This is a genomic window from Bacteroides sp. B1-V-101, assembly GCF_023656585.1.
GTDB classification, from domain to species: domain Bacteria; phylum Bacteroidota; class Bacteroidia; order Bacteroidales; family Bacteroidaceae; genus Bacteroides; species Bacteroides thetaiotaomicron.
Window position 1 is genome coordinate 176,061 of sequence record NZ_JAMOKH010000003.1, and the last position, 15,413, is coordinate 191,473.

Sequence of the window (15,413 nt, forward strand, 5' to 3'; positions counted from 1 at the left end):
ACATTCTGAATCTATCATTTGTTTTCATTATAGGAATCATTTATTCAAATTCGCGGACCATGAAAATACATGAATATCAAGCAAAAGAAATTTTCTCCAAGTATGGGATCCCTGTTGAAAGGCATACCCTATGTCGAACGGCTGCCGGTGCAGTTGCCGCATACAGGAGAATGGGCTCGGACAAAGTGGTTATTAAAGCACAAGTGCTGACCGGCGGACGGGGAAAAGCCGGAGGTGTTAAACTGGTAGATAATACAGAAGATACCTATCAGGAAGCTAGAAACATTCTGGGTATGAGTATTAAAGGGCTTCCTGTCAATCAGCTACTGGTCAGCGAGGCGGTTGATATTGCCGCAGAGTACTATGTCAGCTTTACCATTGACAGAAACACACGCTCGGTCATCCTTATGATGAGTGCGTCCGGTGGTATGGATATCGAAGAAGTGGCCCGGCAATCACCGGAAAAAATCATTCGCTATGCTATTGACCCATTCATCGGTTTGCCGGATTATCTGGCACGCCGTTTCGCATTCTCGCTCTTCCCTCACATGGAACAAGCCGGCAGAATGGCCGCTATTCTGCAAGCACTCTACAATATTTTCATGGAGAATGACGCATCACTGGTTGAAGTAAACCCATTGGCTCTTACCGCCAAAGGCATATTGATGGCTATTGACGCCAAAATTGTTTTTGACGATAATGCTCTTTACCGCCATCCGGATGTACTGAGTTTGTTTGATCCTACAGAAGAAGAAAAAGTAGAAGCGGATGCTAAAAACAAAGGATTCAGCTACGTTCACATGGATGGAAATATAGGCTGTATGGTAAATGGCGCCGGACTCGCTATGGCAACAATGGATATGATAAAACTTCATGGGGGAAACCCTGCCAACTTCCTTGATATTGGCGGTAGTTCGAACCCTGTCAAGGTGGTTGAAGCTATGAAACTTCTATTACAGGACGAGAAAGTAAAGGTCGTCCTGATAAACATTTTCGGAGGAATCACCCGTTGTGATGATGTAGCCATCGGTCTTATTCAGGCATTCGATCAAATTAAGAGCGATATACCTGTCATTGTCCGGCTCACAGGAACCAATGAGCATATCGGACGTGATCTTTTACGCAACCATAGCCGTTTTCAAATAGCTACAACTATGCAGGAAGCCGCTTTAATGGCTATCAAATCTTAAGATGAAATCACATAAAAATTGAAGGAACGATGAGTATATTAATAGATAAATCCACCCGTTTGATTGTACAAGGTATCACCGGTAGAGACGGGCTTTTTCATGCCAAGAAGATGAATGAATATGGAACGAATGTCGTTGGCGGCACTTCTCCGGGCAAAGGAGGTACGGAAGTAGACGGCATTCCGGTTTTCAATACGATGTATGAAGCTGTAGAACAGACACAGGCTAATACTTCCATCATCTTTGTGCCGGCCCGTTTTGCAGCAGATGCCATTATGGAGGCTGCGGATGCAGGCATCCGGCTAATAGTCTGTATCGCAGAAGGTATTCCGACTCTGGATGTCATCAAAGCATATCGGTTTGCCGAACAAAGAGGAGCAATGTTGGTTGGCCCCAACTGTCCGGGACTTATTTCTCCCGGAGAAAGTATGGTAGGAATCCTTCCGGGACAAGTCTTTCAGAAAGGAAATGTCGGTGTCATCAGCCGTAGCGGAACACTCACTTATGAAATAGTGTATCACTTAACGGCCAATGGTATGGGACAGTCTACTGCAATCGGCATCGGAGGAGATCCTGTGGTAGGTCTGCATTTCCTTAAGCTACTGGAAATGTTCCAGAATGATCCTGAAACGAAAGCAATTGTGTTAATCGGAGAAATCGGAGGAAACGCGGAAGAACAGGCCGCAGAATATATTCGCAGTCATGTAAATAAGCCTGTAGTAGCATTTATTGCCGGACAGTCTGCTCCTCCGGGAAAACAGATGGGCCACGCAGGAGCCATTGTTTCGGGAGGTTCCGGCTCGGCAAAAGACAAAATAGAGGCTTTAGAAGCTGCCGGTATACGAGTTGCACAAGAACCTTCGGATATTCCTAAGTTACTGAAAAGATAAACAGAACCACACGGAGAAATAAAAGCCTAAAACTCTATTTCTCCGTGTGGTTCTATTTTATGTACCAACATATCCCCGCGATGATAAAGTAATATCTGAAATTTACATTCCCTTTTTCACGCCTAACTTTATTAACAAAGCATTCATCGGATAAGCATAGAAAAATCCAAAAAGCATAGCCAGCTGCATCATAAACCAGAATATCCATGTGTCTTTAGGCAAAGGCTCATTGACAAATAAAACAAAATAAACGATTGCCATCCAGCCATACATTCCGATTTGCCAAGACAACAGAGAAAAGAAATCTGCTTTAAAAGCACGGGACAGTGCCTTTCCCGCCGATATCCTTTCCATCTCCCGTATAGCATAGAATTGAAAATAAACTCCGATGATCAACGCCAAAATAAAATCAAGTACCCAGTTTCCTATAAGCTGACTTCCTGCAACGGTTACCGGGATATAATTAGTGAACCACTCTCCTATTATATCGGCCAATGTGCAGCCTGCTCCACAATGTAAAGCCGATAAAGCCACAGACTGCCAATGAGGACGTTTCATAGACATATCTCCCATCGACATATCCATATTCATGTCTTTCATACCGGACATATCCATTTTCATTTCACCACCTCCCATCTTCATGGGAGCACCTTGTCCGAACTTATTATAAGCCCATAAAGCTAAGTAACTTCCCCACAATGCAGTTAATATCCATACTGCATTCATTATCTTCATTGATTGTGGACGATGTGTCAGATCGATTGCTATGTGAACTGCAATTCCGATACCTGAACAGACTAAAAACACGGCTAATAAATTGAGCATAATTGTATATTTAAAAAGATTTTAGACTACAACAGCCCTTATTTATAAATAGTTCATCCCGTCCATTTTTAAATTTATCCTATTGAACTATTCTCCTGGCTGTTTGTTTACAATTTTATTAATTAAATATTGAATTGTATGAGCAGACGTAGTCAATTAGAGCATGAAGTATCTGTTGCTCAGGAAAGAATCAAGAAGGCAGCCAAAGATACACCGAAAGATATCATAAAGTTATGGGAACAAGACTTGGTAGACTTGGAACTTGAACTCAATAACCTGGTAGATGATGAAGAAGATAACAATGAAGATTAAATAAAAGAGGGTGCCACCGTGTGAGTGCACCCTCTTTTATTTGTAGTATTTTTATAAGCAGAATGCTTTTATTGCTTATCCACAGTGAAAATACTTATGTACCAGTTCCAGCATTTCTTCCGGTTTGCCTTCCAGGTCGGCACGTAATGTTTTGTCCTCATAACTACGGAGCTTGCGTATAATACCGTCAATCATAGCCGGACTAAATACATTATATTGCTCGAAGACAGCACGTTGTTTTTGCAAACATTCGGCAGATGCCGCACAACTATCCGGCAATTGAGCCAATGCTTTCAGCTTATCCTCATTCTCTTTCTGATGGATGTTTACATTTACATACGTTCTCTTTGCAATGTCCAATGCCTGTTCTATCTCAAAACCATGACGGCAGGCAACAGCCAGTCCCGCAAGCAGCTGATACAAATCTGCCGAACCATCCGGAGAACGCATTTCTACCGTTTGTTTCTGGCTGGTATCAAAATGACTTTCGCTTTCCAATGGATTTGCCAAAGTACACATATCGGTCTTGGCAGCCCAGCCCAACGGCACACGCACTAATACAGAACGGTTGCGATCTCCCCAGCAAACATTGGTCGGTGCTTCCTGATGAGGAACCAAACGGAAGTAAGAAGTAGGATTGGTATTTCCGAAGGCTGTAATAGAAGGAGCAAGTTCCATCATTCCGGCGATTGCCTTACAGGCTGTTTCCGACAATACACCGTCTTTCAGCATCTGATTTTGTCCGTCCTTTACAATACGCATGTGAACATGTAGACCTGACCCGGCTTTTCCAGCCGTAATCTTAGGCGCGAATGTCACATTATACCCATATCTGTATCCCAAGTTACGAATCACCCATTTGGCAATCATCAATTGATCTGCCGCATCTTCGGCACGAACAGGCAGGAACTCTATTTCATTCTGTTCATAAATCATGCCATCCAATGTAAAATTCCCAACCTCGGAATGACCATATTTTATCTGTCCACCCGTCTGAGCTATATACGACATACACTGTGTACGGAAATCGTTAAACTTAGCATACGGAGCAGATTCATGATAACCACGTTGATCTGTAGCCTGAAACATTCCTGTATCCGGCGAAATAACATAGTATTCCAGCTCACCCATCGCCTGAAACTCCATACCTGTGACATCAGTAAATGCTTTACACGCTTTATGCAAAGTATGTTCCGGAGAACTTTCCAATGGCTCTCCGTCTTTATTGAAGAAAGAACAAAGCATCGAAAGTGTCGGTATTTCTGCAAACGGATCGACAAAAGCGGTACGGAAACGAGGCACTACATACAAGTCGCTACTCCCCGCCTCTATAAAAGGAAACAGGCTGGAACCGTCCACCCGCTCTCCACAAGTAAGGATCGCATCCAGATAAGCCGCATTATTAATTACAAAATTCAATGTTTTCAGTCGCCCGTCAGCAGCAGGATACATGAAATTGACCATACGGATATTATTCTTCTGAATAAAAGAAATAATATCTGCCTTAGTAAACTCGGCGGCAGGCTTTTCCAAAGCAGCCACCAGACAGTTAGGATTCATTAAAAGTTCTTGATTCATCTTCTATCGGTTTGTTGTTAGTGAACCAAAGGTAAGAAAAAAATAACCGCAGACAATAAAAAGAGAGATAAATTCTTCGGGCTTTAAGAAATAGTCCGGCAGGATTTTCAGAAACGAAAGAAGGTGTGTTGGGATCACCAACACACCTTCTTTTTATATACTGATTGTTATTCAGTCAATTAGTTCTTCGGCAAAGCCTCTTTAACTACCATCGGACGGCCTACATATTCAGCACCGTTCAATTCTTTGATAGCGTTAGCTGCTTCTGTATCATCCGGCATTTCAATAAAAGCAAAGCCTTTTGATCTTCTTGTTTCACGATCTGTGATTAATTTAACTGAAGCAACTGCTCCATACTCTTCCATTACGTTTCTCAAGTCTGATTCCTTAACGTTATAGTTAAGATTTCCAATGTACAAATTCATAAAATACAAATATAAAAAATTAATAATTTCAATAACAAAGTTCTTTGGAAGTTCTTAATCAGAGATGGATATGCTCAATAAATGAGAAGATTCATGTGAAATAATCAAATCGAAATAAACCTTTTATTGTTTAATGATGCAAATAACGGCATTTTGCGGGAATAATACACTATCTTCCCTCCTTTTTCTTTTGCAAAATACCCTTTTTTATGAAATAAGACCAAAACTTAACGTATGAGCGTTCCTGCAAAAGTCTGTAATAAAGTCAGAAACCATATTGAATGCTTTGCGCAAACTCTATCCCGATGATACCGGGCACCTGAATATCAAGGATATGATCAGAAATACCCCTATGACTTTTAATGCTGAATATAATGTTCGTTTCACTGACATAAGGCGATAAAGTGACTACTTTTATTTATTGCCAGTCCAGCTCCAAGAGACAGGTTCGGTTTGAACTGCCGGATAAAATCTGTGTCTATACAAGACTGCAGGTTCTGATTATTCATGGAAGTATAGCCTCCCCCTGCCGAGACTACCCAAATAGTAGGCTATTTTCGTTCATTCAGTTTCTGTGACACGGGAATATTCACGCTTCCTTCTACAAATTTCAGATCCCCCTTCCCTCCTGTCTGCCGTCCGTTCTCACCTTTGTAGGAGGAAGATGAGATATATCCGGTTTTGACTATCACTTGTGCCCTCACAATCTTTGGCACCCACACGAGCAAAACAAACATAGACACTATAACATACTTCATTCTTTCTTATTTTTTAATTTGAATGACGCAAAATTATGCCTTTATACCATGAGAATAAGAAATAATAGACCAACTCCATTGCTCCGTATACCAAACGTATATTTTCGGACTTTATTCTTTGCTCCTTGCTTTTTTAGTTTAACTTTGTACGTAGATAAAATAACCAATTATGGAAATAAAAAAATTCATCGAAAACTATCGGGAAGCTTTTGGCGAATATGCTGAATTGCCTATCGTATTCTGGTACTCGGACATTCTTGAAAATGAAACGGCGAAAGTGAACGGATGCTTCTTTAAAAGCATGAGTAAAGTCAGAGAAGGTAATACCATCAGCCTGAATGCGGAAACAATTGGTTGCGGCGGCGGTAAGTTTTATACCGGATTCACCGATATGCCCGAGCACGTGCCGACGTTCGTATCTCTAAAGGAACGATATAAGCAGACGCCGGAGATGGTAAAAAGCTTTATTGAGCAACTGGGAGTACCAAGGGCAGAAAAGGAATATCTGCATTTTGCCCGTATAGATAAAGTGGAAACGTTCGATCATTTGGAAGGAATCCTTTTTCTGGTCAATCCCGATATATTGTCCGGATTGACTACCTGGGCTTTCTTCGATAATAATAAGGAGGATACAGTGATTTCCACTTTCGGGTCGGGATGCAGTTCTGTGGTCACACAGACGATTCTGGAGAATCGTAAAGGCGGATACAGAACATTCATCGGATTCTTTGATCCTTCTGTACGCCCTTATTTTGAGGCTGATATACTGAGTTATACCATTCCGATGTCGAGATTTAAGGTGATGTATGAGACTATGCGCAGCAGTTGCCTGTTTGACACACACGCATGGGGAAAGATTCGGGAAAGAAACCATAATAGCTACAAAGAATAAGAATATGGATTTTATACTTCGTCCATGGAAAGAATCGGATACCAAAACCTTAGCAAGGCATCTGAATAATAAGAAGATATGGGATAACTGCCGTGATGGGCTGCCTTTTCCATATACAGAAACAGATGCTGATACCTTCATTAAATACGCTTCGGAACAAGTGGAACAGAATGAATATTGCATCGAGGCGAATCATGAGGCAATCGGCAATATCGGATTCGTCCGCGGAACGGATGTCGAACGCTTCAATGCAGAAGTCGGTTACTGGATTTCGGAAACATACTGGAACAAGGGCCTTGCAACAGCTGCTTTGAAAAGAGCCATAGAACATTATTTTCAGCGTACAGACGTAATACGCCTATATGCTACGGTCTATGAACACAATGCCGCATCAATGCGTGTGCTGGAGAAAGCAGGATTTCAGAAAACAGGAATACATCATAAAGCTTGCTTCAAGAATGGCCAGTTCATTGATGCACATTATTATGAATTACTTAAAAATAAGTCGTAAGCCTCCTTGCTTTGTTACCATATATATTACTACCGACTATATTTATACAGAACCTAATACATCGAACGAAAGGTCCCGATTCATCACGAACCGGAACCTCTCTATGAGTTATTACTTTCGAAGTTTTACTTTATCTCTTTAACTTCTTCTCCTTTTTCATTCAGAAGTACGGTTACTTCCTGAGCGTCTTTTGTAGTAAGAATTACTTTATAAACCTTACCGGTTTCTTTTTCGGCAACATACGCTTCCTTGATGGTAGCATCTTCATAGCTTTTCGCTATTGCCTGTGTCACTGCTTCCGGCAAATCTTTCACTTCAATCTTTGTATACTCATCCTGTGGAGCTTGTGTCTGAGTTTCCACTGCCGGAGTGTTACTTACTTCCTGTGCGAATGCTACAGAACTACCTAATCCCAATACCAATGCTACTGCTACTAATAACTTTTTCATAATCGTAATTTTTTAAGTGTAAATAATAGAACTATTGTTTTTATTGTTTCTTGTACTTAATATATAGCAAAGCAGATGCCAAACGTTTCACTCCGCCATATATAACTGATAATCAAACATATAAACAGCAGACAATATAAATATAATTGTGGAATTAGTGTGGAATTATGTAGAATCTGTTGATACATAATTGGGGAATTACTATTCAACGCTCTTAATTTGGCAAGAACTGATTTCTTTATTCAACTGTTATATACCTATAACAACCTAATTATACAACAATGAAAAAAGAAGTCTTAAAAGAGCTTACAGCCAAACCGGGGAAGGAACATCATGTATCCGATTTCAATCCCTCATTTACTGCTGATATGTCCAAACAGGATGCCAAAGAACAGTTAGCCCAAAATATCGAAAAGCTGTCAGAACTGCAAAGTATGCTTTATGCACAAGACCGCTACTCGGTTCTGGTTATTTTTCAGGCAATGGATGCTGCCGGAAAAGACGGAACGATCAAGCATGTAATGTCCGGCATCAATCCGCAAGGGTGTCAGGTGTACTCCTTTAAGCAACCTTCTGCCGAAGAACTGGATCATGACTACTTATGGAGAATTAATCGTTCGCTCCCCGAACGGGGACGAATCGGAATCTTCAACCGTTCCCAATATGAAGATGTACTGATAGCCAAAGTGCATCCCGAAATCCTGTTATCCAACAAGCTACCCGGAATACTAAAAGCGAAAGATATAGACAACGAATTTTGGAAACGCCGCTACCGGCAGATTAATGATTTCGAACGTTATCTGACTGAAAACGGGACGGTCATCATCAAATTCTTCCTGAACGTTTCAAAAGCCGAACAAAAGAAACGATTCATGGAGAGGCTGAACGATGAATCAAAGAACTGGAAATTCTCTTCTGCCGACGTCAAGGAACGGCAATACTGGGACGACTACATGAAAGCCTACTCGGATGTACTGACAGAAACTTCAACAGAGATTGCCCCGTGGTATGTGATTCCGGCAGACAACAAATGGTTCATGCGATATGCCGTCGGGCAAATTATCTGTGAACGCATGGAAAAACTGGACTTACATTATCCACAGTTATCCAAGGAGGCGCTGGAAAGACTTGAAGAATGCAAGAAAAACGTATCCGATATTAATTTCTAAACAGGATACTTTCTCAGAGTTTAACGGGTTATTTCTGTCAGGACTTGACAAAGCCCTTTTAATGTTGTATATTTGTAAGCAGAACAATAATAAACCTATAAAACCGTAACCAATGAAAAGAAGTCTGTCTTTCAACATACCTGCTGTAATGTATCACATGAACGGTAACATACAGTCAAGATTGATCAGTCCGTAAGGAAAGTACAATATTACAACAAGACATATCTATTTCCCTATAACAAATAAGATATGAGTCATCAGTATACAAGCTGAAGGCTGCGACTTCCAATGGAAATCGCAGCCTTTTTTGTTGCCAAATTTCAGCACAGAAAGCCATAAACGGGATTACATCGTTTATAATAAACTCAGATACCGTTTTACTAAAACTATCACAAAGTTTATTATAAACACAAACACCGATGATTCATAAATCATACATTTTTTTCATTGTCACCGGAAGGAGAAATCCACTGTTCCGGTTCACGCACTTCAATGAATAAACAAAAAGCGATAAAATAATACGTTTCATTGAAAATTTGTACTACTTTTGTAAACATCAAAGCCCAATCATGATTTGACCGGCCAAGAAATTATGAGACCGATTAAACTTTTTCAAACGAGAATAGTCTAATCTTTAAGATATCATCAATCTAAACATTAAAGTCATCAATGAAAATGGAAACATCCGCCAAACTCTATTCGCTGAATTACAGCAATGTGAAAACTTACCTGTTCGCCCTGTTATTCGTAGCAGGCAACATCGCACTTCCACAACTGTGCCACCTCGTTCCTTACGGTGGACCGACTTTATTACCAATTTACTTTTTTACCTTAATTGCCGCTTATAAATACGGCTTTCGGGTAGGATTGCTGACAGCTGTTCTTTCTCCTGTCATCAATCATGTCTTGTTTGCCATGCCATCCGAAGCCGTTCTCCCGATTATACTGATAAAATCAACCTTGCTTGCCGGTGCTTCCGCCCTTGCTGCGCGTACCGTGAAAACCGTTTCTTTGTTAGCCGTCCTTGGAGTAATTCTCTCCTATCAACTCATAGGAACCGCTTTTGAATGGATGATCGAGGGAGATTTCTATATCGCAGTACAAGACTTCCGTATCGGCATTCCGGGTATGCTCATTCAATGGTTTGGCGGATACGCCCTGCTAAAGGCAATTGCAAAACTCTAAACTAAAAAAGAAAGATGGACAGAAGGGATTTTTTTAAGACAGTAGCTATTACTGGTGCCGCCATGACTATACAGCGTTCAGAGGCGATGGAAATACTGACTCAGACAATCAATAAAGCAAATGGTGACAAACCGGACCTGGTGGCCGTCATGGGCGGTGAACCGGAAGCCATGTTCCGTCGTGCTATCAGCGAGCTGGGCGGTATGAAGCAATTCATCAAACCCGGACAGAAAGTAGTGGTAAAGCCCAATATCGGATGGGATAAAGTACCCGAACTGGCAGGAAACACGAATCCGAAACTGATCACGGAAATCATCAAACAATGTTTTGCCGCCGGAGCCAAAGAGGTCACCGTATTCGACCATACCTGCGACGATTGGCAGAAGTGCTACAAAAACAGCGGTATCGAAGCGGCCGCGAAAGAAGCCGGAGCCAAAGTTATGCCGGCCCACCTGGAATCTTACTACAAACCCGTTGATCTGCCAAAGGGACAAAAGATGAAGAAGGCGAAAATACATGAAGCCATCCTGAATTGTGATGTATGGATTAACGTCCCTATCCTGAAGAATCACGGAGGCGCCAACCTGACTATCTCCATGAAAAACCATATGGGTATCGTCTGGGACCGCGGCTTTTTCCACCAGAATGACTTGCAGCAATGCATTGCGGACATCTGCACACTGGAAAAGAAAGCAGTGCTTAACGTCGTAGACGCCTACCGTATCATGAAGACCAACGGACCGCGAGGTCGTTCCGCTTCGGACGTGGTGCTGGCAAAAGGTCTCTTTATTTCACCGGATATTGTAGCCGTAGATACAGCCGCAGCCAAATTCTTCAATCAGATACGCGAAATGCCGCTGGACACCGTAGGTCACCTTGCCAAAGGAGAAGCACTGAAAGTAGGAACGATGGACATCGACAAACTGAATGTCAAGCGAATTAAGATGTAAACCACCATGTTAAGAAAGATACGTATCGGAATATCAGTCGTCCTTTTTGCACTGATTACTTTTTATTTTCTCGATTTTGCTAATATTCTGCCGAACAGTTTTCATCGATTGGCACATATACAGTTTGTCCCTGCCGTGCTATCTCTCAGCATAGGCATACTGATTGTGCTGATTGCGTTAACCCTGTTGTTCGGACGTATCTATTGCTCTACCATCTGTCCGATGGGAATATGGCAGGATGTTATAGCACGCATTTCAAAGTCTGTGGGAAAGAAGAAAAAAAGATATCGGTACAGTCCTGCAAAGAATATGCTGAGATGGACCGTGCTCGGAGTGACTGTAATTGCCTCCGTATGCGGCTTCTCAGTGGTATTGGGATTGCTGGACCCGTATAGCGCATACGGACGCATTGTAGTACATATCTTCAAACCGGTGTATATGCTGGGAAACAACCTGCTGGAATCCGTATTTTCCAGATTCGACAACTACACGTTTTATCAGGTAGACACCTCGGTATTAAGCCTTTCTTCCCTTCTTATAGCGATACTGACCTTTGCCGCCATTCTTATATTAGCATGGAAACATGGACGCACGTGGTGTAATACCATTTGTCCGGTAGGTACGGTATTAGGATTTTTGAGCCGTTACTCTTTGTTCAAAGTCCGTATCGATACCGCAAAATGTAATGGTTGCGGACTTTGCGCTACCAAATGCAAAGCTGCCTGCATCCACAGCAAAGAACACGCTATTGACTATAGCCGCTGTGTAGACTGTTTCGACTGTCTCGGTGCCTGCAAACAGAAAGCGCTGGTTTACGCCCCTGCTTCAAAGGGACAACAACGTTCTTCCGCTACAGAAAAACAACCGGTGGCAACAGAATCATCTTCCGTTGCTGCAGATTCTTCCAAACGTCGTTTTCTGCTTGCCGGACTGGCTACTGCCGGAGCAGCTCCCACGCTTCTTACAAAGGCGCAAGAATCCATTGCGACGATGGAAGGCAAAAAGGCATACAAAAAAGAAAATCCGATTACTCCTCCGGGATCTGTCAGCCAGAAGCGTTTCCAGCAACATTGTACATCATGCCATCTTTGTGTCAGCAAATGCCCGTCGCATGTACTGAAACCCGCTTTCATGGAATACGGTCTGGGAGGTGTGATGCAGCCAACGGTCAGTTTCGAAAAAGGATTCTGTAATTTCGACTGTACCGTATGCAGCGATGTCTGTCCCAACGGTGCCATCCCTCCGTTGACGGTAGAACAGAAACATCTCACTCAGATGGGCTATGTCGTCTTTATAGAAGAAAATTGCATTGTCCTCACTGACGGAACCAGTTGCGGAGCCTGTTCAGAGCATTGTCCTACGCAAGCCATTGCTATGGTACCCTACAAAGACGGACTGACTCTTCCCCACGTCAATACAGAGATCTGCGTCGGATGTGGCGGCTGCGAATACGTCTGCCCTGCCCGCCCGTTCCGTGCCGTATATATCGAAGGAAACCCTGTGCAGAAAGAAGCGAAACCTTTCAAAGAATCAGAAGAACATAAAGTTGAGATAGACGATTTCGGATTCTAGCAGCATCAGCCCCAAATATGGATAGCTTTCAGAGGATTGTATACAATTCAAAAAAACTATCCATTATATTCCTCCTACTTTCAATAAATTCACTAAATTCGTGGCGAACTAAAAAAAGAAAGTAACTCATGGAGGTATTCACAAATAACTGGAATAGCCGTAAATATCAGATAGGCTATGCTTTAAGCGGAGGATTTATTAAAGGATTTGCGCATTTGGGGGTGATGCAGGCTCTGCTGGAGCATGATATCAAACCGGACATTATCTCCGGAGTAAGTGCCGGTGCGCTTGCCGGAGTTTTTTATGCCGACGGAAATGAACCTCACCAAGTGATTGAATACTTCTCCGGCCATAAGTTTCAGGACCTGACAAAGTTAGTCATCCCCAAGAAAGGACTATTTGACCTCTGTGAATTTATTGACTTTCTCCATACCAATCTGAAAGCCAAGAATCTGGAAGAGTTGCAAATCCCCTTAATCATCACGGCTACCGATCTGGACCACGGACGTATGGTTCATTTCCACCGTGGTTCCATAGCCGAACGTGTGGCTGCTTCCTGCTGTATGCCTGTCATGTTTGCTCCGGTCAATATCGACGGAACCAATTACGTAGATGGCGGATTAATGATGAACCTTCCGGTCTCCACCCTTCGCAGAATATGCGACAAGGTGGTAGCCGTCAACGTAAGTCCCATCATGGCGCAAGACTATAAAATGAATATCGTAAGCATTGCCATGCGCTCCTTCCACTTTATGTTCCGTGCCAATACTTTCCCCGAAAGAGAAAAATGTGACTTGCTGATCGAGCCATACAACCTCTATGGATACAGCAACACCGAACTGGAAAAAGCAGAAGAAATCTTCGAGCAAGGTTATAAGATAGCCAATGACTTACTTGACCAGACACTGGCGGAAAAAGGGAAAATATGGAAGTAACTCCTTACTTTTCCCGAAAATATTTATAATATGAAATAAAATCTACTCTATATGAACAACGAAAATAAAATGATTATCTATCAGGTGTTTACACGCCTGTTCGGAAACAATAACAACCATTGTGTCTATAATGGAGACATTACCGCCAACGGATGTGGTAAAATGGCCGACTTCACCCTCAAGGCACTTGGAGAAATCAGGAAACTGGGTGCTACCCATATCTGGTATACAGGCATTATCGAGCATGCAACTGAGACGGATTACCGTCGCTTCAACATACGTCCCGACCACCCCGCCATCGTGAAAGGCAAAGCGGGCTCTCCCTACGCCATCAAGGATTATTATGATGTAGATCCGGACTTGGCAACCGATGTGCCGGAACGAATGAAGGAGTTCGAGAATCTGGTACATCGCACTCACCGTTCCGGACTGAAAGTTATTATAGATTTTGTCCCCAACCATGTAGCACGCCAGTATCACTCGGATGCACAACCGGACGGCACTACCGAACTGGGAGCAAACGATGACCCGAACTACGCTTTCAGCCCGTACAACAATTTCTACTATATACCGCAATCCGAGTTGCGTGCCCAGTTCGATATGAAAGAAGGTGCAGCAGAGCCTTACCATGAATATCCGGCCAAAGCGACAGGTAACAACCGTTTTGACGCTACACCGAACATCAACGACTGGTACGAAACCATCAAGCTGAACTATGGAGTAGATTATCTGAATGGCGGCACTTGCCATTTCTCCCCGACTCCGGATACCTGGATAAAGATGCTGGACATTCTTTTATTCTGGGCCTCAAAAGGTATCGACGGTTTCCGCTGCGATATGGCGGAAATGGTTCCTGTAGAATTTTGGGAATGGGCTATTCCACAAGTAAAGGAAGCACATCCGGAAATCCTTTTCATTGCCGAGGTCTATAATCCCAACGAATACCGCAATTACCTCTTCCGTGGGAAATTTGACTATCTATATGATAAGGTCGGTTTATACGATACACTCCGCAATGTAGCTTGCGGCTATGAATCCGCGGCATCCATCACCCACTGTTGGCAAAGTCTGAACGGAATAGAAAAACAAATGCTGAACTTCCTGGAAAACCATGACGAACAGCGCATCGCTTCCGATTTCTTTGCAGGAGATCCACGTAAAGGAATCCCTGCTCTGATCGTTTCTGCTTGTATGAACACCAATCCTATGATGATTTATTTTGGTCAGGAGTTTGGAGAACTGGGAATGGACAGCGAAGGTTTCAGCGGAAGAGACGGACGGACTACGATATTCGATTACTGGAGCGTGGATACTATTCGTCGCTGGCGCAATGGCGGTAAGTTTGACGGCAAAATGCTGACCGAAGAGCATAAACGCCTGTACAGCATTTACCAAAGAGTACTTACGCTATGTAATGAAGAGACATCCATCGCCAAAGGAGTATTCTTCGACCTGATGTACGCCAATAAAAACGGATGGCGTTTCGACGAACATAAGCAATATACTTTTATGCGAAAGTATAAGAATGAATTGCTGTTCATCATCGTCAATTTCGATAGCCAACTGGTTGATGTAGCAATCAACGTACCTTCTCACGCGTTTGATTTCTTACAGATACCACAAATGGAAAAATATCAGGCTACAGACTTATTGACCGGTGCCAAAGAGGAAATCTGTTTATTGCCTTATAAAGCCACTGAGGTTTCCGTAGGGGCCTATAACGGGAAGATTCTGAAGATTACATTCTGATGCCTGCTCCGAATGAAGGCAAA

The 15,413-nt window shown here is 42.7% G+C and carries 16 protein-coding genes; 11 read left to right on the top strand and 5 right to left on the bottom strand.

Features of this window, described 5'->3' with window-relative positions; all coding sequences use genetic code 11:
* The first annotated feature begins 59 nt into the window (after window positions 1-59).
* Both sucC and sucD read left to right on the top strand, forming a co-directional pair.
* On the top strand, window positions 60-1,190 hold the full coding sequence (sucC, locus tag NBH01_RS03800) for an ADP-forming succinate--CoA ligase subunit beta (RefSeq protein WP_072067418.1): 1,131 nt from the start codon (window positions 60-62) through the stop codon (window positions 1,188-1,190).
* A 29-nt stretch (window positions 1,191-1,219) separates the two neighbouring features.
* Window positions 1,220-2,080 carry a succinate--CoA ligase subunit alpha gene (sucD, locus tag NBH01_RS03805; protein ID WP_008761487.1) on the top strand — a complete coding sequence of 287 codons (861 nt, stop codon included), beginning with the start codon at window positions 1,220-1,222 and terminating at the stop codon, window positions 2,078-2,080.
* A 102-nt stretch (window positions 2,081-2,182) separates the two neighbouring features.
* Here the strand turns inward: sucD and NBH01_RS03810 are convergent, their stop codons facing one another.
* On the bottom strand, window positions 2,183-2,905 hold the full coding sequence (locus tag NBH01_RS03810; RefSeq protein WP_225680168.1) for a DUF4396 domain-containing protein: 723 nt from the start codon (window positions 2,903-2,905) through the stop codon (window positions 2,183-2,185).
* Window positions 2,906-3,043: 138 nt separating this feature from the next.
* Between NBH01_RS03810 and NBH01_RS03815 the strand changes: the two genes are divergently transcribed.
* Window positions 3,044-3,217 (top strand): hypothetical protein, encoded by a 174-nt coding sequence (locus NBH01_RS03815; protein ID WP_008761485.1) that lies wholly within the window; start codon window positions 3,044-3,046, stop codon window positions 3,215-3,217.
* Between the two features lie 75 nt (window positions 3,218-3,292).
* Here NBH01_RS03815 and NBH01_RS03820 read toward each other — a convergent pair whose 3' ends face one another.
* The 3 genes from NBH01_RS03820 to NBH01_RS03830 all read right to left on the bottom strand — a co-directional run bounded on the left by NBH01_RS03820 (window position 3,293) and on the right by NBH01_RS03830 (window position 5,978).
* Window positions 3,293-4,795, bottom strand: coding sequence for a glutamine synthetase family protein (locus tag NBH01_RS03820; RefSeq protein ID WP_250700000.1), 1,503 nt, complete (start codon window positions 4,793-4,795; stop codon window positions 3,293-3,295).
* A gap of 179 nt (window positions 4,796-4,974) precedes the next feature.
* Window positions 4,975-5,220: an RNA-binding protein RbpA gene (rbpA, locus tag NBH01_RS03825; RefSeq protein ID WP_008765643.1), complete on the bottom strand. Its 246-nt coding sequence runs from the start codon at window positions 5,218-5,220 to the stop codon at window positions 4,975-4,977.
* A gap of 551 nt (window positions 5,221-5,771) precedes the next feature.
* Window positions 5,772-5,978 (bottom strand): DUF6268 family outer membrane beta-barrel protein, encoded by a 207-nt coding sequence (locus NBH01_RS03830; protein WP_048696437.1) that lies wholly within the window; start codon window positions 5,976-5,978, stop codon window positions 5,772-5,774.
* Between the two features lie 169 nt (window positions 5,979-6,147).
* On the opposite strand from NBH01_RS03830, the gene NBH01_RS03835 reads away from it, so the two are divergent.
* The gene (locus NBH01_RS03835; RefSeq protein WP_054959127.1) at window positions 6,148-6,870 is read left to right on the top strand and encodes a DUF169 domain-containing protein; all 723 of its coding nucleotides are present in this window, start codon (window positions 6,148-6,150) and stop codon (window positions 6,868-6,870) included.
* Between the two features lie 4 nt (window positions 6,871-6,874).
* Window positions 6,875-7,381 (top strand): GNAT family N-acetyltransferase, encoded by a 507-nt coding sequence (locus NBH01_RS03840; RefSeq protein WP_119213046.1) that lies wholly within the window; start codon window positions 6,875-6,877, stop codon window positions 7,379-7,381.
* 125 nt (window positions 7,382-7,506) lie between these two features.
* On the opposite strand, the gene NBH01_RS03845 is transcribed toward NBH01_RS03840, so the two are convergent.
* Window positions 7,507-7,830 carry a hypothetical protein gene (locus tag NBH01_RS03845; protein ID WP_008761479.1) on the bottom strand — a complete coding sequence of 108 codons (324 nt, stop codon included), beginning with the start codon at window positions 7,828-7,830 and terminating at the stop codon, window positions 7,507-7,509.
* A gap of 281 nt (window positions 7,831-8,111) precedes the next feature.
* Here NBH01_RS03845 and NBH01_RS03850 point away from each other — a divergent pair, with 281 nt between their 5' ends.
* The 6 genes from NBH01_RS03850 (at window position 8,112) to NBH01_RS03875 (ending at window position 15,390) form a co-directional block, all read left to right on the top strand.
* A complete protein-coding gene (locus NBH01_RS03850) occupies window positions 8,112-8,999 on the top strand; it encodes a polyphosphate kinase 2 family protein (protein WP_008765640.1) in 888 nt (295 codons plus the stop codon).
* A gap of 675 nt (window positions 9,000-9,674) precedes the next feature.
* Window positions 9,675-10,184, top strand: coding sequence for a hypothetical protein (locus tag NBH01_RS03855; RefSeq protein WP_008761477.1), 510 nt, complete (start codon window positions 9,675-9,677; stop codon window positions 10,182-10,184).
* Window positions 10,185-10,198: 14 nt separating this feature from the next.
* Entirely contained in the window at window positions 10,199-11,134 is a 936-nt protein-coding gene (locus NBH01_RS03860; protein WP_008765638.1) for a DUF362 domain-containing protein, read from the top strand.
* A 6-nt stretch (window positions 11,135-11,140) separates the two neighbouring features.
* A complete protein-coding gene (locus tag NBH01_RS03865; RefSeq protein ID WP_008765637.1) occupies window positions 11,141-12,706 on the top strand; it encodes a 4Fe-4S binding protein in 1,566 nt (521 codons plus the stop codon).
* A gap of 128 nt (window positions 12,707-12,834) precedes the next feature.
* On the top strand, window positions 12,835-13,641 hold the full coding sequence (locus tag NBH01_RS03870) for a patatin-like phospholipase family protein (protein ID WP_008761475.1): 807 nt from the start codon (window positions 12,835-12,837) through the stop codon (window positions 13,639-13,641).
* Window positions 13,642-13,692: 51 nt separating this feature from the next.
* Window positions 13,693-15,390 carry an alpha-amylase family protein gene (locus tag NBH01_RS03875; protein WP_008765636.1) on the top strand — a complete coding sequence of 566 codons (1,698 nt, stop codon included), beginning with the start codon at window positions 13,693-13,695 and terminating at the stop codon, window positions 15,388-15,390.
* Window positions 15,391-15,413 lie beyond the last annotated feature (23 nt).